The following is a 19,847-nucleotide window of genomic DNA, read 5'->3' as shown; positions in this document are numbered from 1 at the left end:
CGACCATGACCTCACTGCACACCGGTAAGTCGCTGTCCGTCCGAGAGACGCCTATCCCTGGCTTTAAAGTCATCGACCTCCCAGTCCACGGTGACGCTCGTGGATGGTTCAAAGAGAACTGGCAACGCGAGAAGATGACGACGCTCGGCCTCGACGATTTCGGCCCGGTCCAGAACAACATCTCCTTCAACGCTTCGCGAGGTGTTACGCGCGGAATCCACGCGGAACCCTGGGACAAGTACATCTCTGTGGCTACTGGTCGGGTGTTCGGCGCATGGGTGGATCTGCGTGAAGGTGACTCGTTCGGTGCCACGTACTGGTGTGAGATAGACCCTTCAGTCGCCGTGTTCGTTCCACGAGGTGTGGGCAACGCATTTCAAGCTCTGGAAGACGACACGGCATACACCTACCTGGTCAACGACCACTGGTCTGCGTCTGCCCAGGACCAGTACACCTTCCTGAACCTGGCGGACGAGACTGCCGCGATCCCCTGGCCACTGTCGCTAGGGAACGGAGAACTGTCAGCCAAGGATCTAGCGCACCCTCGCCTCGAGGCCGTGACCCCCATGAAGCAGCGCAAGACTCTGGTGATCGGTGCATCTGGCCAACTGGGCGTGGCGCTCGCTGAGCTTTGGGAGAGCCGATCTGACGTAGAAGTAGTAGGTCGGGATGTCGTCGACCTGGCCCAACCCGACTCTGTCCACGCGGTTGATTGGTCTCAATACACCACTGTGGTCAATGCAGCCGCATTCACGGCGGTCGACGACGCGGAGACAGCAGACGGCCGTCAGCGGGCTTGGGTTGCGAACGCTGCTGGTCCGACACTGCTTTCCCGAATCGCCTCTGAACACAGACTGACACTCGTCCATGTCTCCACCGACTACGTCTTCGACGGCTCCCAGCGGCTCCACGTTGAGGATGAACCGTTCACTCCCCTGGGGGTCTACGGGCAGTCCAAAGCGGCCGGTGACTACGCCGTCAGCATCACACCGAAGCACTACATCCTGCGCACGTCCTGGGTCATTGGCGATGGCAAGAACTTCGTCAGGACCATGTCAGCCCTCGCAGAACGCGGAATCAGCCCCACCGTCGTTGCCGATCAGTTCGGAAGACTGAGCTTCGCGACCGAGATCGCACGTGCCATTGCCCATCTGCTCGACCAGGGTGCGCCGTATGGAACCTACAACGTGTCCAACGCTGGCGATGTCGTCAGCTGGTCCAACGTGGCGCAGAGCGTTTATGCGCTGACCGGCCACAACCCCCAGGATGTGAAGCCGGTGACGACGGAAGAGTTTTTCGCCGACAAAGCAAGCGCGGCGCCCCGGCCCCGCAATGCCACGTTCGATCTGAGCAAGATCGAGTCCACTGGTTTCCGGCCTGCCGACCAGTTTGAAATGCTCCGCGACTACTTGGGTTCGAGTACCGAGTAGGTGTAGCCCGCCGTCACGGCGAGCGCAGATTTACTCCTTCGCTTCAGGCTCGGGCGCTTTCAGAAAACCGATAATTTCGTCGAACGTCTCTTGGTTCTCCGCGCCAGCGTGTCCTGAGGCGTCGGAGAAGACCCGGCTGGTGAGTCTGTCGCGGAGTCCGAGACTCTCAACGTAGTCATTGAACGGCTCGAAGTGCTTCTCGTAGTGATCCCGGTCCTGCTCATTCTGCCCGAGGAAAATTCCGCGGGCACCGTGGAGCACGGCTGGATCCAGGGCCGAGAACTTGTACTGCTGATCCACGGGGACATCGCCAAGGGTTTTCGCGTCATAGCAAGCTCTGGCCAAGCGGTTGGTCCACTTCACCGGATACGCCCAGAGGTCCGTCTGGGGATTGATTGCGATCACCCGCAGGCCCTTGAAATACCGCGCAAATCGGAGAGCAGCAAATCCGCCACCACTGGAGCCGTAGGAAAAAACCTGACCATGCGCTGTTCCCATTCGCTGGACGATAGATCGGGTGATCTTGGCGATGTGTTCTAGGTAATCGCCGTGGTTGTTCCCCGCGTACCATGCGAGTCCAAGGTTGGAGTGGTGGTAAAGGGCCGGGTCTGAGAAGTACAGGCAGCTTGCCGGAAACTTCGATGCCCAGCTCCACCGCTGGAACACTGGCGGCTCAAATTTGCTGCGCCGAGCATCTCCGGAGAAGAACACGATGAGGCGGCCCGTTTCAGGCTTGGGAGCGAAGATGAAATCGTACTGCTCACCGTCGAGATGCTCTGTGTAAAGACCCCGTTCCTCGACATCGAGGTCCTGAGGTCCCTCCCAGCTGTGGCGTGGAACGCTATCCAGGTGCTTGATCGATGTCTTCTTAGCCTTCATTGTTTTTCACCTGTACGCCTAGACCGGCTAGGCGCCTTAGGTACGCCTCCGGAGTACATTCCTCTTCGATGAATCTCACAGCGCGCTGTTGCTGCTCTGCGTACCGCCGCGAGTCCCACAGCTCGTTGATGACGTCAGTGACTTGGTCTGGTCCCGCGTAGATCGCCGCGTCCTTAAACACTGGTTCGAAGTGCCGTGGCAGCACGCAGACCACGCCATAGCTCATCGCCTCCAGGATCGCCATGCCAAATGCCTCAAGCCAGCCGTCACTGTGGAAATACACGAAGAAGTCCAGCTTCTCCGCCAAGTACTCGTCCACGGTGATCTCGTTGAACGCGTAGACCTCCCAGGAGGGCGGGTTCTTTGAGAGGAAGCCCTTTTGCACGGGCACCTTGGTGCCACCGAGGATGCAGACGTTGGCTGACCCATCGGCTGGGTACACCTGTTTGAAGACTTTGCGATCCGAGGGCCACTTCGCTGCGTCGTCGCGTGCGTGCCGCCCGATGGTTGGCCGACCCGCCCTGAAGCGATTCTGGGTCGCCTGCTCTTTGAGCTCGATGATCCCCTTCCAGGAAAAGCTCGTCATATCTGACGCGGGCATGAGCGGGGAGATCATGGCTCCAATCTGCTCGCTCTGCGGAGCCCAGAGAGGTCGCACGCCGAATAGCCTTTCGATATTTCGAGTCACGACTCCGATGTCGTAGCTGCGCCGTTCCCCGCTCGGCTCGAATGGCGGGTGGTTGGACACGATGACCGCTCTCTGCGGCTTGAGTCCGGCAACCATATCGGGAACCATCTGCACAGCCGTGGGCCACCGCACTACAAGAAGGTCAGCTTCGGCCACGGTGTCCAGGGACAACCGATCCACTTGTCCCGTGAGCACCAGGTCATCGATTTTGCGGCTGAACTGCCGCTTGGACGCCGAGGGGATCAGTCCGTTCTGGAACGGGATCACGCCCACCCGCAATCCCGCGTTCAGACAGACCGAGATCTCATTGAAGAGAGAGGTGGAGTTTCCGGCGAGGAAGCCGAACTCCGAAGCGAAGACCACATCGTACTGCGCCGGCCCTTCCCGTCGGGTTCCCGGCAGATACGGAGCAGGCGCGACGAAGCGACGCTCCTGGGGCGCCTTCGGCATGTAGGGCGACTCATCTGACTCTCGGATCTCTCGATGCCAGCTCTTGTAACCACGAAGGTACGCCCGGCGTTCTGGTGCGAGGTAACCGACTCCCATGTCATCTCGGGTGAGGTTTGCCCCGTCCATTAAGGCGAAGGCCAGAGGTGCCCTAGTGATGGGCTCCACGTTGATTCCGTAGTAGTTCTCGATGCGGCTCTTGAACTCAGAGTCCCCAGATTTTCTAACGGTGTCCCAGTAGCCAAGGTCGGTCAGCACCGGGTCGCGTCGGAACATGAGCGAGGCCATGGAGGGGTAGACCACCCGTCCCGTCGCGGAACGGAGCACGAAGCTGAGCTGTTCATCCACCCGGACCCAGTTGGTCATGTTGGCCACACGCTCCGGGGACGCCTGGAAGTCTCGAACCTGGAGCTCAATCTGCTGCGGGTGGTGCCAGTCGTCCTTGTCCGCCACGGTGATCAAATCGCCCGTGGCGAGGTCCAGTGCTTCGTTGCGAACGGAGTAGGACCCGCGGTTGACCTCATTCAGAACCAGTCGGATTCGGGGATCTCGGGCTGCGAGGTCCTCCAGCTGCTGACGGTATGCCGTGGGCCGGCCATGTTCGTCCCGCTCAGGGGAGCAATCGTCGATCATGATGATCTCAAGGTTTCGCCAGGTCTGACGCAGCAGGGAGTCCACTGCGACGTTGGTGGCCGCGCTAGGTTCGTAGATCGGCATGATCACGGTGACCAACGGCGCGTCATCGCCAGTGGGCGCCGGTGGCAGATTGGTGGTGACGTTGTAGAAGCTAATGTGGTCGTCCCGGATTGAGATCGGGGCAACCCCGTCCTCCTCCAGAAGCTCATTGAAGCCAGCCAGCCACGCATCGGCGTAGCTGGAGATTCCTGTGACGTGCGGATTCACGGCATTGAGCGCCAACAGGTTCTGCGAGTAGTCATGCTGCGCGTCACGGTCTTCGGCGGTGAGGACTCGTGCCGATTCCTCGAATTCGCCGCGCCAGCGGAGCAGGTCACCATAGAAGGCGCGGTCCGCGCCCTTGATATCTACCACTCCACGCCACTCCTCGATCATGGAGTAGAGCGTCAGCGCGTCGAGCTGGTCCGTCTCGTCTCGGGGAGCAGCGAAGAGGAACTGGGCCATGGCCAATATGCCCGACTTCCAGTGCTCGTCTACGAGCATCTGCCCAGCCGCATCCTTGAAGAGACCGGCGCGGTAGGACTCGAGGATCCCATGAAGCTGGCCGAACTCGTAGCGGCCCTTGGAGGCTGCGTAGGCAAGCACGTCTCGGGCGCCACCGTTGCGGTTGCGGATGGCATTGGTGGTGAACCACTTGAGTCGGCCTGGGTTGGTGCGAAGCTCATGGACCCAATACCAGATCGCGCCGTGAGCTGGTTCAAGCGTCGCACCGGCACTTTGCTTCTGCTCGGCTATCGCCGTCTCCAGCTGGTCGAGGGTGATACCGACCCGAGAATGCTTATAGGTTCCGAGGAATGATTCCACGAAGTTCTTACGTCCCGCCCTGCGGGCGTTGCCCAGGAGCTCAAGGGCGTGAGCAGAGGAGGACGCCTGGAGGGCCTGAGCCAGCAGGAAATGGTTGGTGGCGTAGAAGGCGCGGTCTTCCCATAGGACCCGTTCGCCTCGGGCGTGGACCGCCAGGAGCTGCAGGTGGGCACTTCGCCGAACCAGGACCGAGGATGGCAGCGCCAACGCGTAGCCAGCCTCTCGAATCCCATGCTGCAGCTTTGCATGCTTGTTCTTCAGTGTGGCGGACGTGCGGTGCACCTCGGTCTGCCCGGTGTTGGTGATCTCGCGGAGGACCAGTTCTACGGGGAAATCAAGTCCCGCCGTGTGGAAGGCCCAGCCGGTGAAGACCCCGCCATCGAGCACCGTCTCAGAGAGCAGGAAGTCACCTGTGGTGTCCTGCACGAGAGTCTCAGGGAGACGTGCCGGTCGGCGGCCTGTGGTGTCCCCCAACCGGACGTCATAGGTACTGGCGACATCCGCACCTGGCGTGAACAGCGGAACAGACTCGGAGAACCGTCCTTCAAGGGGGATCTCACCCGCGTACCGTTGGGTACCGGCAGCTTCCGGATCCCCCTCGGGAGGCTCTGTCACGGCTGTCAGGATCACTTCTGCCTCGCCCAGACGCAGGACGAGCCTGCGGTGCTGGATCTCACCTGTCAAAGTGATGGACGCGTAGCACTCTGTCAGCGCGAAGCGCTCCACGCGGATCTCTTCACGAATCCGGGGGGACTTCAGCCAGGTCGAAGAGGTATCGGGAGCGTCTTGCTGGAGCCGCTGGGCCTCTAGGGCCGCGGCGTCGCTGTGTTCTGCCGCAAGTTCGATCGTGTAGTCCAGAACCGGCACGGGAGCCTGCGGCGAATTGCCTGCAAAGACCTGCACGCGGTGCATCTGGTTGTCGAAGAAGGTGGACGGAATCTGGGTGGCATGCATAAACCCAAACGGCGCATCGAACTTCAGTGAGCCACGCTTCCACGGGAGCTCTCGCCTATCAGTCCGTCCCTCATCGATGACCGTGCCATCCACGGTGACGCGTGCATAGGCCGGCTGCTTCTCGGCGCTGGCCCACCCGGCGACCTTCCCCTCTGCAGTGACCTTGTAGTCGGCACTCAGGTCGTCTGCGCCGACCACCCGGGAGTCGTTGGTGTCCATCCGCGTCTCAGTAAGCACCTGCCCTGAGCCACGGTGGACGAGGGCGACATCGTGTCCCTCACCGGTCCAGAACTGGGGCGGGAGCGTGCCGAGGAAGCCCACGTTCCGGGTGCTGAATTCTTCAGCCGAGAGCTCATCGCGGAAGATGTTGCAGGTCAGCGCAGAGACCGCCTCTCCGTTGACCACAAGGTCCACAACTGCATTGCCCTGATCCGTCTCGGGGTCATAGACCCAGCCGCTGATTCGATGGGCCTGGTAATTGACAATCTTGAACTTCATAAACCTGCGATCCCGTGAGCGTGGTGAGGGTAAGACAACCGAGCGTCAGGCTATCAAAGCCCTTTTTCGGTCCAGGGTCAGCGTGACGAGGGCACCTGGTACTTGTGGTGTTCACTGTCCGTGATTTGTTTCTGGGTGGAGCCCACAAGCACCTCGGCTTTGCGGATCGCGGCGACGTACTCGGTGAAATCATCGCTGTTGAGGTCCACGGCGACGGCATCGAAGTGCGCCCATTCTGTGTTTCCGAGCTTCACATGTTTCTCGACCATGCGCGCACCAGCAGCGACCGCAAGCGCTGAGGCCATCCATCCGAAATCGTGACTCGAGTATCCGGGGACGATCTGCGGGTGTTCCTTGGCAAGTTCGGTGTAATGCCGCACCACACCCACATTGGTGTGCTCATCGGGAGTGGGATAGGCGGAATTGCAGTGCAGCAGATAGAGCTTGTCCTGCTTCTTGAAGGTCTCCAGGACCCATTCCTCGTAGCGGTGGTCGGTCATGCCAGTGGAGAGGACAAGTGATCCGGTGTATCGCTGAGCGACGTGGCTCAGGTACTGCTTGTGCTCGGAGATCGTGGAGGGCAGCTTGATCATCGGCACGTTGAGATCGAGCATGAACTCAAAGGAGGGCTGGTCGAGCACTGAGGCGAACCAGCCGATGCCGAGATCCGCACATAGATCGTCCAGGAAGCGGAATCCCTCGTGGTCGAGCTCCAACTGATTGCGGTACTCGCCGAAGGTGGAGCCGAAAGGGGACCTGTAGGGCTGTGCCAGCTGCTCGCGGGTGTAGAAAGAGGCGACATCGCGTTTCTGCACCTTCACCCAGTCTGCTCCGGCTTCATGGGCAGCGCGGACAAGCTTCTCGAGCCGGTCGAAATCCCCGAAGTGGTTGGTCGTGATCTCCGCGGTGACCTCCACCCCACGGGTCTCGGGCGCTGCGGCGCGCACGGTTGGCTGAGCCGGCGCAGTGACGGACACGTTGTGCTGTTCGTTGAGCTCTTTAGGTCCGAGGCTGGAGAAGTCCTTGGTGCCCACGTGGTGCACGCTCAGCTCGGAGTCCTCCAGCGTGTAGAGGGCATTCCTGAGGACATACTCCTGCATCGCGATGCCCGCGGCCCGCCGACTGTCCAGGTCCGGGGCGAACGTCGTCGTCGCGGACTTGGCGTGGCCGGAGGCGGGGGTGAAGTCGAAGCCCACCATGTACACGGTCTGGGTCCGTCCCTTGGACTCGGCGACGGTGCGGGCGACCTCCAGTGCGGTGAGGAAGATGGCTTCCTCGATGGCGATCTCTTCGCGGTTCTGGAACCGCAGCAGGATGAGGTCTTCCTCATCGTTGCTCAGTGGCTGGAAAGGCAGCTTCACGATTCTGCGTCCCGGCGCCATCAAATCGGTAGAAGTGACGTAGGCCTGGGAACGCATTCCTTCGGCCTGGACTGACTCGGCCACCCAGTCCTCATAGAAGATGGAGATGTCCATCGGGTGGATGCGCTCGGCATCGTTGATGCCGATGGTCAGGTTGCCCTCGAAGACCCGGGAATGGACTTCCTCAGCCGAGGGACCCTTGCCGAGGATGACGATCGTATCGGTGGTGTACCTCGACGCGATATCTGCGGCCAGGCTCGAGATATCGTCCGTCGTACGGTTCGTCATCGACAAAAACCTCACAGTTGTGTTCTCGGGCTAGGGACAGGCCAGCAAGCACATCCCAGGAGTACGCCCCCACCGGGTTCGTGAACGAGGCCAAACGACCGGTGACGACACCGAAGAAATTGTACACAGCGGCACCGTAGATTCGAGCTTGGGGAGCCTGCGCGATCCGATCTACCAGCGTCTGGTTCATCCCTGAGGAGAACCCTGCGATCCGGGACTGCGCATAGGCCAGCGTGTCACCGGTGATGATGCGACGGCGAAGCTCCGGCAGCGTGATCATGCTGGCGGAGTGGACCCCGGTGTGGAAGATGCTGATGGCAGTGCCCCATTCGACCAGTGACGACGCAAAGTTCTCCGTGCCATCAATGGGATCTACGACTGCCACCCAACCGGTAGGTTCCGCTTCCCACCCGGCTGATTCTTCTTCACCGACAAACGTGAGATCGGGCAGCCTTGCCCGCAGGAGTGTCTCGAGCTTCTGCTGCACCAGCAGGTCAGCCGCGGTCACCGGAGTGTCATCCGCCTTGAGCTCCACGTCAGTGCGCAGGGCATCCAGCTTCGGCATCAGGGAATCCAGGAGGTCACTGGCCTCGATGAGGGCGGCGCGGGCCGTCTGGGTGTGCTGTTCCATCACTGCCCATCCTATGCGCGGGATATCCTGGCCGGTATGTCATCTGAGGTGCACCAATCCGATTCCCCCGTTGCGCAGTTCATCAGCGAGGTCATCGAACCTCAGCGACATGAGATGCACCAGTGGAAGAACACCATGAAGCATCAGGGGATTCTGCTGGAGGACGCGCAGAAGCGTCGCCGCGTCACACCCACCAAGATGGGGCCGAGCTTCTTGTTCGTGCATCGCGGGCGGCGCATTGGCGGCGTCGACAGCCGCACCACCACGCTTGTGAGCGGTCAGGCTCGGGACGCCACACAGTCTGTGGAGCTCGGCCACGAGTATCTCCGTGCGTCTTCAGTCAGCACCTCCGCGGGCCGGTCTTTCCACGTGTCTCAGTTTGATGCTGCGGATAAGTATCGCGAGCAATCCGGCACTCCCGTGACCGCGCGGCCCGCCTCGGAGCGGGCCAAACCGGTGACCTCGCTCGCCGTCTCCTCCAAAGAAGACCTACGCCGCGAGTGGAGCCGCTCGACGGAGGCCTTGGCGCATCTGAAAAGTGTCAATCAGCTGATCCACATCGAGCACTACTCGCCGAACCTGGCGCTGCGTGTCTACGTCGTGGCCGAAGAATCCGTAGCAGCTGTGGCGCGAGTACCGTTCTACATCGCCGGGGATGGGCAGTCCACGGTGCGCCAGCTGTTGAAGAAGGAAAGGGAACGCCGGGAGTCCTCGGAGTATCTTCGATCCAGAGTTCTCGCCGTGGGCCAAGAGCACCTTGCACAGATGGGCGTGAGCCTGGACCAAACTTTGAGCGAGGGGGAGATCCGCGTGCTGGGCACAGCCCCTGAAGCCGAAGCCGGTGGGGGGTTCTCGGTGGATGTGTTTGCGGACCTGAGCGATGACATCAAGAATCTGGCCATCGATGCCATGTGGGCCTTCCCCGGACTGACCGGTACCGCGGTGGACATCCAGACTCCCTCCCTGGACAGTGCCGAAGGTGCCACGGTCTCGAACGTGGTGCCCACGGCAGATATCAGCGAGTTCCTCTACCCGGCCTACGGAGAACCACGGCGGTGTGGCGTCAGGATCATCGATCAGATGATCCGGCGCTCCTAGCCGCTCAAGAGACCTCGGGTCGATTCAATGCCGAAATGCCAATGCCGTATTGTCTGGAAGAACTCCATTGATCCTCGGTGCTTTAGCAGAGGAAGGAACTGATTTTGAGACTTTTCGGCACTGACGGCGTGCGTGGTGTGGCCAATGGGCTGCTCACCGCGGAACTCGCCCTCACCCTCTCCCAGTCAGCAGCGACCGTCCTGGGCCACCAGCAGGTGGCCCCCGGCACCAGACCCACCGCGGTCGTCGCCCGTGACCCCCGCATCTCGGGTGAGTTCATCGCCGCCGCGGTCTCCGCGGGCCTGGCCAGCGCCGGAGTCGATGTCTATGACGCCGGAGTGCTGCCCACCCCTGCCGCCGCGTTCCTCGTGGACGACATCGACGCGGACTTCGGGGTGATGATCTCCGCTTCACATAACCCCGCTCCGGATAACGGGATCAAGTTCCTCGCCCGCGGCGGACACAAGCTCGACGACGCCGCCGAAGACGCCATCGAGACCCAGCTCGGCCTGGCCCCGCCGCGTCCCACCGGGGCCGACGTCGGACGGGTCCGCCGGTTCGCGGACGCCGAGGACCGCTACCTGGTGCACCTGCTGCGCTCCCTGGACGGGGTCAGCCTCAAGGGCATGAAGATCGTGCTCGACTGCGCCCACGGGGCCGCCGCCGGAGTCTCCCCGGAAGCGTTCACCGACGCCGGGGCCGAGGTCATCGTCATCGGGGCAGACCCCGACGGGCTGAACATCAACGACGGATACGGCTCCACCCACCTGGGCCCCCTGCAGGACACGGTCCTGGCCCACCAGGCGGACCTGGGGATCGCCCATGACGGGGACGCGGACCGGTGCCTGGCGGTGGATCACACCGGAGAGATCATCGATGGCGACCAGATCATGGGGATCCTGGCCATCGCGCTGAAGGACGCCGGAACCCTGGTCGAAGACACCCTGGTGGTCACGGTGATGTCGAACCTGGGGTTGAAGCTGGGCATGGGCGCCGCCGGGGTGCACCTGGTCGAGACCGCGGTCGGAGACCGGTACGTGTTGGCGGCGATGCGCGCGGCCGGGTACAACCTGGGTGGGGAGCAGTCGGGGCATCTGATCTTTGCGGACTACGCCACCACCGGGGATGGTCTGCTGACTGGTTTGCAGCTTGCGGCCCGGGTCGCGGCGACGGGTAAGTCGGCGCGGGTGTTGGCGGCGGAGGCGATGACGAAGCTTCCGCAGGTGTTGATCAACGTCAAGGGTGTGGACCGGACGCGGGCGAAGACCCATGAGCCGCTGCAGGCTGCGGTGGCGCAGGCTGAAGCGCGTCTGGGGGAGACCGGCCGGGTGTTGCTGCGTCCGTCGGGGACCGAGCCGGTGGTGCGGGTGATGGTCGAGGCCGCGACCGCGGAGCTGGCGCAGTCGGAGTCCGAAGCGCTGGCTGAGATCGTCAAAGCCGAACTCGCGCTCACGGAGTAGAGTCCCGCTCCCCCTGACTGCTGCTGAGCAATGAGGGTGCGGCGCGACCCGGCACCGCCCCCGCGGCCTAAATCAGCGCGGTAAGGATCGTCGCGGAGGCGATGGAGTTGATCGTCACGTGCAGCACCAGCGGGCCCCAGAGGTTTCGGTGGAAGATGCGCAGCAGCGCCAGGCCCAGCCCGAGGGTGAAGAAGTAGGGCACCAGTACCAGCACAGCGTGCACCACGGAGAACAGCGCCGTGGTGATGACGATCGCCAGCACCACTCCCCACTTCCCGCGGATGCTGCCGAAAAGCAGACCGCGGAAGAACATCTCTTCCCACAGCGGGGTCAGCACGGCAATGGCGACGAACGCCAGAATCGCGAAGGTGGGGTGGATACCCACGGCGAAGTCACCCATGGATCCACCCGCGTCATCATTCGCGCCGCCGGTGAGCAGCGATGTCACCAGCTGCACGGTCAGAGCAGCGAGAATCACCACGGGCACCTGCCACAGCAGGTGCAGCAGCCGCCAGGATGGCCTCACGAGGCCTAGGGACCGCCAGGAGGAGTTCGAACGCCGGACCACGTGCCGCAGCGCCACCAGGACCAGCACGGCATGGACGATCACTGCCAGCACGATCGACGGGACCGCCAACTGATCCGGATTTTCCGGGATGAACAGCAGGGCCAGGGTCCCGCCGAACACCAGCACCGTGATGGCGATGATCCACAGCGCCGCGCGGCCGGCCAGCTTCAACGAGGGAGGCTGCTCCCCGACCGCCGGGGCGACATCCACTGGACTCGTCACAAGCTGTTCGCCTTGGTCACCACACGGTTGGCCAGCAGCACCGCAGGGTCCACCAGCGGACGCGGGGACTCCTCGGCGGTCATGGCCAGTGGGATCTCGGTGCAGGCCGCCACGATCACGTCGGCGCCCTGTTCCACCAGGGACTGCGCCACTCGCACCAGTGAGGCGCGCAGCTCGGGTCCCAGGTTCCCGGCCTTCACCGCGTAGATGGCTTCCATGACCGTGTGCTGGTCCGCCGGATCCGGCACGACCGGCTCCACCCCGTACTCGGAGAGGCTGCCCTGGTAGAGCCCGGCGGTCAGCGTGGCGTCGGTGGCCAGCAGGCCGGCGGACTTCACGTAGGGAAGCGCGCTGAGGTGCTCTGCGGTGACCTCGATCATCGAGACGTACTCGAGGTCCACCTGCTCACGCACGCGCGGCAGAAAGGCGTGCGAGCCGTTGCAGGCCGCCACGTAGAACGCCGCGCCGGCGTCTTTGAGCTGCTGGGCACCCTCCACGAGCTTCGGGGTGGGGTCCTCCCCGTGGCCGACGATCGCCTGTGAGCGGTCGGGCACGGTGGGATCCGCCCAGATCATCACCCGCAGGTGCTGCTGATCGGTGGCGGCCGGGGTGGCCGCGATCAGCTTGGAATAGAAGTCCACGGTGGCGGCAGGACCCATACCGCCCAGGATCCCCACGAGGGGACCCTGGGCGGAGGGGTCTGCGGCAGTGTTGTCACTGGTCATCAGCGTTGAGTGTACTCGCGGCACCGAAGGTGAGCTGGCGCCGTCGTCGTACTGTGGGCCCTAGCCCACCGCCTGGGTGTTCCGGCGGTCGTGATCGCGGTCATGACCGTAGTCACGGGTGCGGTTCGAGTCATCGCTGTACTCACCGTTGCTCTGGTTCAGCTCATCGACCAGCTTGGCCTTGCGGCGCTCATGCACCTCGGCCAGGCGTGCCGCACGGCGTGCCCGGCGACGCTTGGTCGGCCAGGTGGCGATGAGCAGGATCAGCGAGAAGAGCACTGCCAGGGCGACCACGGCGATGCCGGCGTCGATCCAGAACTGCTCGGGGTAGAGCTGGATCAGCATGGACTCGGCAGGGAAGGTCCAGGTGCCATCGGCGAAGAAGATCCGGTGGAACTCGGCGAAGAAGAACTGCCAGTCGATGATCGCCAGCACGGCGACCGCGATGATGATGCCCAGTGTCACCCAGGCGCCGGCGAAGAGGCCGCGGGCCACTCCCCCGGGGCGCCAGGCTCGGAGCAGCATCGCCAGGATCAAGGTGATGACCAGCAGCGCCAGACCGATGATCATGACCCAGAACAGCACGAACTTCACGTCCACCATGTGGGAGACCTCTTCGGCGGTGAACAGTGCTTCGCCGCCGGGAGCGAGATCGCCCAGGTAGCGGGAGTCCGCGAGGTTGGTCAGGAAGTCGGTGCCGTAGGAGCCGTAGGTCAGCCGGTCATCGGCGTTGAGGTTATAGGTGCCGTCCGGGATCCAGGGGCGTTTGTACGCCACCCAGAGGAACAGCGGGGAGGCGACCAGGCGCACGGCGGCGACCAGAAGCAGGATCGGGGTGAAGATCGCGATCAGCACCTGGAAGAACCGGGAGATCCCGCGCTTGGAGCGCGAGACTTCCTCATCGAGGTCCTCGTTGGTGATGGACTCGTCCCCGCCGTAGACGGCGTGGGACGGGCTGGAGGCGTGGCGGCGGGAGTGATCCACCGAACCTGCGCCTGCTGTGCCAGCTGCGGCTCCGGCGGCTGCGCCGGTGCCTGCCGCGGCGGTGGCGGGCACGACGGCGGTGTCCTGGTCATCGTTGGTGGCGTCATGCCGGTCCCGACGGCGCTGCTCGCGGCGGCTGAGCTCCGCGGCGTTCTCCGTGGGCTGATGGGTGTCAGCTCCGGTCTGCGTGGCCGGGGTGGGGCTCGGGGTGTGTGGGGCTGCTGCGCCGGCGGTGCCGGTCGCGGCCGCTGTACCAGCGGTGCCGCCGGCAGCGGGGGTGCCTGTGGCGGCTGCACCGGTGAACCGGGTGGTGTCCTCGAGCGAGCGGGTCTCCCGGGTGGGGCGCGCGTCATCCAGAGACCGGGTGGCGTTGGGGTTCTCCGCGGCGGTGTTCCGCTCGGGGGAACCGACCGCGGAGTCACCGTGCGGCGCGCGCTGGGTGGGGATGTTCTGGGTGGCGTCGTCGTAGGCCATGTCATGGCGTCCGGGGGCGGCCTGCTGCTCACGGGCAGCCGGCATCGCCTGGGTGGCCTGATCATCGTGCTGCGCGGCCTGTGGCTGCTCTGTCTGCTGCGGCTCTGCCGGGGCAGACTGGCGCGGCTGCGCAGCCTGCCGCTCGCGCTCGGCGCTCAGCTTGTCCTCGGGGAAATCTGGCTCTTCGGACGCGAAGGCACCGTAATCCAGTCCGGATTCAAAATCTTCGTTGTCATCGGCGGGCCTGCCGGCCTCGTTCCGTTCGGAATTCGCGCTCATGTCTGCCTCTCCACGCATTACTGACTCTTCTCAACACTATGAGTGCGCCGTCCCGAATGTGGGGAGGAAGCCCGGAGAGTCGGACACGAGCTCGACATCGGAACGAAATGTCAGGCCCCGCAGCGCCCGCAGTGTGCTACAGGCCACTCTCCTAGCCGATCCGGTACGAAACGGTCGAGAAGCGAAATGGCTACAAACGGCGCTCGTTCCCGTCCTTCGCCTGCTCCAGCGAGCGATCGGCTTCCTCGAGCAGCCTTCGCGCCGCCGCCATGGAGGCCCCCGGCCTCGACTCTTCGGCGGACAGGGGGCTCCACGGAGGTTCGCGTCTACTCCGTGAACCTGGGTTCTTCTCCGGATTCGGCCGCTCACGACCGACCCGCCGAGGTGGTGGACCAGGTTCGGATCCGGGGACCGGCCCAGTCGCGAGGGGCGGCGGTGCCGCACGGACCGGGGTCAGCACGACCTCGGCATCCAGACGCAAAAGCTGGAAGCCCAGGAGGCGTGCCCGGACGGCGGCCTCGATCAGGATCCGTCCCTGGCCGAGGTTTGCCCGGCTTTCCGCTTCCACCGGGCGCCCCAGCTGCTGGTGCTCGGGCGCGGCGCGGTGTTTACGGCGCATGGCCTTGGGCGGCGAGCCGGGTGTCGCTCTGCGGGCTCACCCCTGCGCCTTCTTTCGCAGCGAGGACACCACCGCACTGGCGGCAACCGTGACGATGACCCCGCCGAGAACACCGGCTCCGGTGACGCCCAGCGTCTTGGGATCCACGTATGAGGCGACGGCCTTCGCGGCCCGCTGTGCCGGATCCCGCAGATAGTCGATATAGGTCGACTCCACTTCTTCGGGGACGGCCTGGACGGGATGGCGTTTCATCGGGCCTCCTCGATCGCGGTGATCAGATCACTCTTCAGCATCGAGTTGCGGCCTTGGATGTCCAGGTTGGTGGCGAGCTTGAGCAGGTCTGCCTTGGTGTAGCTGGCCAGGTCCTCGGTGACCTCATTGGTCTGGACTTCTTGGACCACCGTCGCGGACTCCTTGGAGACCCCAGCGTGGATCTCCTGCGTCTCGGCCAGAGTGGCATCAGCTTCCTCGGCCCGCTCCCCCGCACGATCCGCGAGCGCCTCGGCCTGTCGGTGCGCTTCCTCAGCGGCCTCGCGTGCCTGGGCCGCGGCGTCGTCGGCGAGCTTGCGCGCCTCGGTCATCTCTTCGATGGCGGACTCTACTGCGGCCTCGGCACGCTCTTTGGCGGCCTGCGCCTCATCCTGAGCCTTCTCATTCTGGTCGCGGATCTCGGAGGTGACCTGTTCCAGGTTCTCTGACGCATCGGACTCGGCCTCGGAGCGCTCCTTCGCGACCATCTCGTCCGCGCGCTTCTGCGCCTCCTTCACCCGAGCATTGACCTCTGCCTTGTTCTCCTTCTCGGCCTGAGCCTTCCGACGCCGGCCCTCCTCAGCCACCTGCTTGGCGGTCTCGGAGCGTTCTTTGGCATCTTGGGAGAGTTCTACGGCCTGCTGTTCGCTGCGCCGCGCGTCTGCCAAGGCGTCCTGGGCCCGCTTGATGCGGACATCCAGCGAGTCCTTGCCGAAGGGGACGGTATCGGCGATGACCTCTCGGGCGCGCTGCCCCGGGCCCGAAGAATCATCACCGGAGCTGCCGCTGGGGGCACCCTTGACGAGCCAGGCGATGTTGGCCGGTATATCTGCAATACCTTCCTTCGCCTTACGGGTGAACCATCCCAGGGGACCGCTGCCCTGAGCTTCCTCGCTGCCTGAGTCCTGTGACATATCTCGGACTGTACTCCTGAGTCAAATCGAGCAACAGGGGTTTCACGGAATTAGATCCTGGACTGACCGGGCCTCAGGCTGTCAGCTCCACCGCGCCGGCGTCGTACTTTCCGAGGTCCCCAGTGACCCCTGCCCGGTGCGCTCGTCCGCCCAGCACCAGGGTGTAGACCCAGTAGGCCGCGAGCACGGCAGCCCCGATCCCGATCCGCAGCCAGTGCGGCAGGCCCGACGGGGTGACGAACCCCTCGACGACACCGGAGATCAGCAGCACCAGCACCAGACCGAAGGCCACGGTGATCAGCTTGCGTCCCTCCGCAGCCAGGGCAGCGGAACGGCGCATCTGACCCGGAGCGACCCAGGCCCAGAAGATCCGCAGCCCGGCGGCGCCGGCGATGAAGATCGCGGTGATCTCCATGAGCCCGTGGGGAAGGATGTAGAGCCAGAAGGTGGAGGCCTCGCCCTGTTCGGCCATGATCCCGGCCGCCATGCCCAGCCCCTGGGCGTTCATGAACAGCACGAAGGGCACGAAGACCCCGCTGATCCCGAAGGCCACCTCCTGGGCGGCGATCCAGGCGTTGTTGGTCCACACTTGGGCGGCGAAGCTGGAGTTGGGATTCTCCGAGTAATAGTTCACGAACTCGGTACCCGCGTAGGCCTGACGGTCACCCTCGGGAATGAGCAGGTCGATCTGCGGATGATTCGCCGTCCACAGCGCAAACCCCACGGCCACCGCGATGAACGCGGCACCGAGGATCACGGTGAGCCAGCGGATCCGATAGAACGCCACCGGCAAGGTCTGGGTGAAGAAGTAGGCGCTGGAGACGAAGACGTTCTCCCCCGCCCCGGTCAGATGCGCCCGCGCCCGGCCCAACGGTGCCGAGAGCGAGGGCACCACCGGGGAGTCCGGCTCGGCGGCACGGATCATGGACAGGTGGGTGGAGGTCCGCTCATAGAGACGCAGCATCTCATCGGCCTCGGCCGCATTGAGCCGCCGCCGCGAGGCCAGCTTGGAGAGCCGGTCCCATTCGTGCTGGTGCACGGCGATGAAGGCGTCGATATCCACGGCACGAGACTATCGCGACCGTCCTTCTGCTTGCGGGACTCCCCCGCTCGCCGTAGCGTGCCGAGCATGGACACTGACCTGCATGCCCTCGTTCTGAACTGCACGCTCAAGCCCTCCCCCGGTGAATCCAGCACCGACGTCATCACTGACCAGCTGCTGGCCGAGCTGGACTCTCACGGCGTCACCGGCGAGACCATCCGAGTGGTCGACTATGACGTCAAGCCCGGTGTGGAAGCAGATATGGGCAACGGCGATCAGTTCCCGGAGATCCTGGAGCGCATCAAGGCCGCGGACATTCTGGTGTTCGGCACCCCCACCTGGGTGGGCCACATGTCCAGCGTGGCGCAGCGCGTGCTGGAGCGTCTGGACTCGGCACTCTCCGAGACCGACGATCAGGGCCGTCCGGTCATGTTCGGCAAGGTCGCGATCGTCGCCGTCGTCGGCAACGAGGACGGCGCCCACAAGATCATCGCGGACACCTTCCAGGGGCTCAACGACATCGGGTTCACCATCCCCGCGCAGGGTGGCACCTACTGGAACCACGAGGCGATGAACCCCAAGGACTATAAGGACCTGACCGAGACCCCTGCCGCCGTCGCCGCGACGAACAAGACCGCCACCACCAATGCGGTGCACCTGGCTCGTCAGCTCAGCCAGGCGCAGTACCCGGGGAACTGACTCAGCGCTGAGCCGCCACTGATTCCTCCCGGAGCCTGGCGCCTCACCCTTCTCCAGAGCAGACGCCACTGACCTCGGACTTCACACGAGGTGGCAGCTGTGCAAGCATTCGGAGATGACTACCTCACAAGAACGCGCCCAGCTCCTGCTCGACCTGCACCACCAGGACAAGCCGGTCATCCTGCCCACCGTCTGGGACGTCTGGTCCGCCGAGACCTGCGCCGCCGCGGGCTTCTCCGCCCTGACCATCGGCAGCCACCCTGTGGCCGACTCCCTCGGTCAGGCCGACGGCGAGGGCATGGACCTGGACGAGGTCCTCGCCGTGGTCCGCCGGATCACCGACGTGGTGGACCTGCCGGTCTCCGTGGACCTGGAGTCCGGGTATGACACCCCGGCCGAGGAGCTCGTGCGAAAGACCCTGGAATCCGGCGCGGTCGGCATCAACATCGAGGACACCGTCCACTCGATGGACGAGATGCGCTCCCCGCAGGAACACGGCGCCTACATCGCGCAGATCCGGGCAGCCGCCGACGCCGCGGGCACCCACCTGGTCATCAACGGACGCACCGACGCCTTCACCACGGACGAGGCGCCGGAGGCCCAGCTGGAGAACGCGCTGACGCGGCTGCGTCTGCTGGAGGAGGCCGGCGCGGATTCGCTCTACCCGGTGAAGGTGCCTTCCAAGGAGTACCTGGAGAAGATCCTCGACGCCGTGACCACCCCGCTCAACGTCACCGCTCACCCGGTCAACGGTGCCGTTCCGGAGTGGATGAGTCTGGAGGAGGTCACCCGCATGGGCGTCAAGCGTGTCTCCTTTGGACCCCTGCTGCAGCGCAGCCTCACCGATGCCATGAACGAGATCCTCAAGCCCTGGACACCAGCCTCCTAGTCAGGCGGGAGAGACTCGGAGCCGACTCTCCAGTTCCGGCGGGTCCGCTGACGCTAGGCTTGGCGCATGCGCAATGTCATCACCGGCGAGGGAGTCGAGCTGGAGCTTCCAGCCGCCTCCTTGATCACCCGGGCCGCCTCGCTGATCGTGGACCTGATCGTCTACTGGTTCGCGCTGCTCGCCTTCGTGATCCTCTCCGGGCTGACAGCCGCGGTCGCCTTCTCCAATCCGGCGCTCGAGGCGGCGGTGACCCTGGGCGGTGCGATCCTCTGCCTGGTGGTGGTCCCGATGACTGTGGAGACGCTGTCTCGCGGCCGCTCGGTGGGTCGGCTGATCTTCGGGACCCGGGTGGTGCGCGACGACGGCGGCGCGATCCGGCTGCGGCATGCCGCCATCCGCGCGCTGGTCGGCTTCGGGGAGGTCTATCTGACCTTCGGCATGGTGCCGCTCTTCGCGGGGATGTTCAGCCGGCGCACCAAGCGGCTGGGCGATATGGTCGCGGGCACCTATGTGATCCGGGTCCGCCAGCCTGCGGTGAAGCCGATGATGCTTCCGGTGCCGCCGCAGCTGACCTCCTGGACTCAGATCGCAGACCTCGGCCGGATCCCCGATCCGGTGGCGGCCCGGGCCTCCCGGTTGCTGCGCACAGTGCAGGAGTCCCCCAAAGGGCACAACACCCAGGCGCTGGAGCACACGGCGAACCGGCTGGCCAATGAGGTGGCCGTCTATGTGGCACCCCCGGCGCCGCCGTCGTCGGCCACGGACTTTTTGGTCGCGGTCATGGCCGAGCGGCGGAACCGGGAGTACCGGCGCCTGCGCACCCAGGCTGACCGCCAGCACCGGATGGGCGAGCGCCTGCATAAGCTGCCCTACGCCTGAGCCTGGCCCTACGCCTGAGCCTGGCCCTACGCCTGAGCCTGGCCCTGCCGCATGATGCGGTGCCGATCCA

At 64.4% G+C, this 19,847-nt stretch carries 17 protein-coding genes; 6 read left to right on the top strand and 11 right to left on the bottom strand.

The genetic code is table 11. The features are described 5' to 3' along the window. The first annotated feature begins 5 nt into the window (after window positions 1-5). Window positions 6-1,430 (top strand): sugar nucleotide-binding protein, encoded by a 1,425-nt coding sequence (locus H4W26_RS12650; RefSeq protein WP_192592559.1) that lies wholly within the window; start codon window positions 6-8, stop codon window positions 1,428-1,430. A gap of 30 nt (window positions 1,431-1,460) precedes the next feature. On the opposite strand, the gene H4W26_RS12645 is transcribed toward H4W26_RS12650, so the two are convergent. The 4 genes from H4W26_RS12645 to H4W26_RS12630 all read right to left on the bottom strand — a co-directional run bounded on the left by H4W26_RS12645 (window position 1,461) and on the right by H4W26_RS12630 (window position 8,676). Next, window positions 1,461-2,309, bottom strand: a complete 849-nt coding sequence (locus H4W26_RS12645; RefSeq protein WP_192592558.1) for a hypothetical protein — start codon at window positions 2,307-2,309, stop codon at window positions 1,461-1,463. Continuing rightward, complete coding sequence (locus tag H4W26_RS12640; protein WP_192592557.1) at window positions 2,299-6,396, bottom strand: glycosyltransferase family 2 protein; 4,098 nt, start codon at window positions 6,394-6,396, stop codon at window positions 2,299-2,301. The genes H4W26_RS12645 and H4W26_RS12640 overlap by 11 nt, the downstream gene beginning before the upstream one ends. A gap of 77 nt (window positions 6,397-6,473) precedes the next feature. Then, window positions 6,474-8,045, bottom strand: a complete 1,572-nt coding sequence (locus H4W26_RS12635) for an N-acetylneuraminate synthase family protein (protein ID WP_192592556.1) — start codon at window positions 8,043-8,045, stop codon at window positions 6,474-6,476. Next, complete coding sequence (locus tag H4W26_RS12630; protein WP_192592555.1) at window positions 7,942-8,676, bottom strand: inositol monophosphatase family protein; 735 nt, start codon at window positions 8,674-8,676, stop codon at window positions 7,942-7,944. Before H4W26_RS12630 ends, H4W26_RS12635 begins: the two co-directional genes overlap by 104 nt. Window positions 8,677-8,712: 36 nt before the next feature. Between H4W26_RS12630 and H4W26_RS12625 the strand changes: the two genes are divergently transcribed. Together H4W26_RS12625 and glmM are read left to right on the top strand one after the other, a co-directional pair. Next, the gene (locus tag H4W26_RS12625; protein WP_192592554.1) at window positions 8,713-9,774 is read left to right on the top strand and encodes a hypothetical protein; all 1,062 of its coding nucleotides are present in this window, start codon (window positions 8,713-8,715) and stop codon (window positions 9,772-9,774) included. A gap of 101 nt (window positions 9,775-9,875) precedes the next feature. Next, entirely contained in the window at window positions 9,876-11,234 is a 1,359-nt protein-coding gene (gene glmM, locus H4W26_RS12620; protein WP_192592765.1) for a phosphoglucosamine mutase, read from the top strand. 67 nt (window positions 11,235-11,301) lie between these two features. Here glmM and H4W26_RS14065 read toward each other — a convergent pair whose 3' ends face one another. The 7 genes from H4W26_RS14065 to H4W26_RS12585 all read right to left on the bottom strand — a co-directional run bounded on the left by H4W26_RS14065 (window position 11,302) and on the right by H4W26_RS12585 (window position 17,331). After that, window positions 11,302-12,024, bottom strand: a complete 723-nt coding sequence (locus H4W26_RS14065; RefSeq protein ID WP_192592553.1) for a CPBP family intramembrane glutamic endopeptidase — start codon at window positions 12,022-12,024, stop codon at window positions 11,302-11,304. Next, the gene (locus H4W26_RS12610) at window positions 12,021-12,749 is read right to left on the bottom strand and encodes a cysteate racemase (RefSeq protein ID WP_192592552.1); all 729 of its coding nucleotides are present in this window, start codon (window positions 12,747-12,749) and stop codon (window positions 12,021-12,023) included. Before H4W26_RS12610 ends, H4W26_RS14065 begins: the two co-directional genes overlap by 4 nt. A 60-nt stretch (window positions 12,750-12,809) precedes the next feature. After that, complete coding sequence (locus H4W26_RS12605; RefSeq protein ID WP_192592551.1) at window positions 12,810-14,486, bottom strand: TIGR01906 family membrane protein; 1,677 nt, start codon at window positions 14,484-14,486, stop codon at window positions 12,810-12,812. Between the two features lie 190 nt (window positions 14,487-14,676). Next, a complete protein-coding gene (locus tag H4W26_RS12600) occupies window positions 14,677-15,105 on the bottom strand; it encodes a hypothetical protein (RefSeq protein WP_192592550.1) in 429 nt (142 codons plus the stop codon). Window positions 15,106-15,141: 36 nt separating this feature from the next. Then, window positions 15,142-15,357, bottom strand: coding sequence for a hypothetical protein (locus H4W26_RS12595; protein ID WP_192592549.1), 216 nt, complete (start codon window positions 15,355-15,357; stop codon window positions 15,142-15,144). Next, the gene (locus H4W26_RS12590; RefSeq protein ID WP_192592548.1) at window positions 15,354-16,268 is read right to left on the bottom strand and encodes a coiled-coil domain-containing protein; all 915 of its coding nucleotides are present in this window, start codon (window positions 16,266-16,268) and stop codon (window positions 15,354-15,356) included. Before H4W26_RS12590 ends, H4W26_RS12595 begins: the two co-directional genes overlap by 4 nt. A gap of 73 nt (window positions 16,269-16,341) precedes the next feature. Then, complete coding sequence (locus H4W26_RS12585; protein WP_192592547.1) at window positions 16,342-17,331, bottom strand: stage II sporulation protein M; 990 nt, start codon at window positions 17,329-17,331, stop codon at window positions 16,342-16,344. Between the two features lie 66 nt (window positions 17,332-17,397). On the opposite strand from H4W26_RS12585, the gene H4W26_RS12580 reads away from it, so the two are divergent. From H4W26_RS12580 to H4W26_RS12570, 3 genes are all read left to right on the top strand, one after another. Then, on the top strand, window positions 17,398-18,009 hold the full coding sequence (locus tag H4W26_RS12580; protein WP_192592546.1) for a flavodoxin family protein: 612 nt from the start codon (window positions 17,398-17,400) through the stop codon (window positions 18,007-18,009). 115 nt (window positions 18,010-18,124) lie between these two features. Continuing rightward, the gene (locus tag H4W26_RS12575) at window positions 18,125-18,898 is read left to right on the top strand and encodes an isocitrate lyase/PEP mutase family protein (RefSeq protein ID WP_192592545.1); all 774 of its coding nucleotides are present in this window, start codon (window positions 18,125-18,127) and stop codon (window positions 18,896-18,898) included. A 66-nt stretch (window positions 18,899-18,964) separates the two neighbouring features. Further along, window positions 18,965-19,777, top strand: coding sequence for an RDD family protein (locus H4W26_RS12570; protein ID WP_192592544.1), 813 nt, complete (start codon window positions 18,965-18,967; stop codon window positions 19,775-19,777). Window positions 19,778-19,847: the final 70 nt, after the last annotated feature.

Origin of the sequence: Nesterenkonia halotolerans (assembly GCF_014874065.1) — a bacterium.
Classification (GTDB): Bacteria; Actinomycetota; Actinomycetes; order Actinomycetales; family Micrococcaceae; genus Nesterenkonia; species Nesterenkonia halotolerans.
This window is presented reverse-complemented; position numbering and strand designations above follow the sequence as displayed.